Source organism: Arthrobacter sp. SAFR-023 (genome assembly GCF_051965295.1).
GTDB lineage: Bacteria > Actinomycetota > Actinomycetes > Actinomycetales > Micrococcaceae > Arthrobacter.
Map to the genome: position 1 here is coordinate 1 of NZ_JBQCMF010000059.1, position 847 is coordinate 847.

Below are 847 nucleotides of genomic sequence, written 5' to 3' on the forward strand. Positions count from 1 at the left end.
TTCTGGATCACGTCACGGGCCGCACCCACACCGTCGTAATACCCGGCCCGGCCGCCGGTACCGATGTCCTCGGCCATCGTGATCTGCACATGGTCCACGTAGTTCGCGTTCCACAACGGCTCGAACAGCTGGTTCGCGAAACGCAGCGCCAGGATGTTCTGCACCGTCTCCTTGCCCAGGTAATGATCGATCCGGAACACCGCGTCGGCCGGGAACACCGACTCCACAATGTCGTTCAGCGCCCGGGCCGAGTCCAGGTCATGCCCGAACGGCTTCTCGATCACCACCCGGCGCCACTTCCCGCCCTCGGCCTGCGCCAAACCATGCCTGGACAGCTGCCGGCAGACCTGCTCAAAGGCCTTCGGCGGGATCGAGAGGTAAAACGCGTGGTTGCCGCGGGTGCCCCGGACCTCGTCGAGTTCCTTGATCGTCTCGCCCAGCCGCTCAAACGCCGCATCGTCATCGAACGCGCCCTGCACGAACCGGATGCCCTCCGAGAGCTGGTTCCAGACCGCCTCATCAAAAGGCGTCCGGGCATACGCCTTCACCGCGTCCTTCACCTCCGCGGCGAAATCCTCGTTGTCCCAGTCCCGCCGGCCGAAACCCACCAAAGCGAAACTCGGCGGCAACAAACCACGGTTGGCAAGGTCATACACGGCAGGCATGAGCTTCTTACGGGCAAGGTCCCCGGTCACTCCGAAGAGCACAAGCGAGGACGGCCCGGCAATCCGGTTCAACCGCCGGTCCCGCGGATCCCGCAAAGGATTCCCGGACCGGCCCGCTGACCTTCTGCCGTTCAAAGTATCTGGCATGGTTAATTCAGGGCCTTAGCTCTCAGTGGCGGACG

1 protein-coding gene is annotated in these 847 nt (G+C 63.9%); it reads right to left on the reverse strand.

Annotated elements, in window-relative coordinates:
• Positions 1-812: glucose-6-phosphate dehydrogenase (locus tag ACTHQX_RS21730; protein WP_440159310.1), on the reverse strand; the 812-nt coding region annotated here is incomplete at its 3' end.
• Positions 813-847 lie beyond the last annotated feature (35 nt).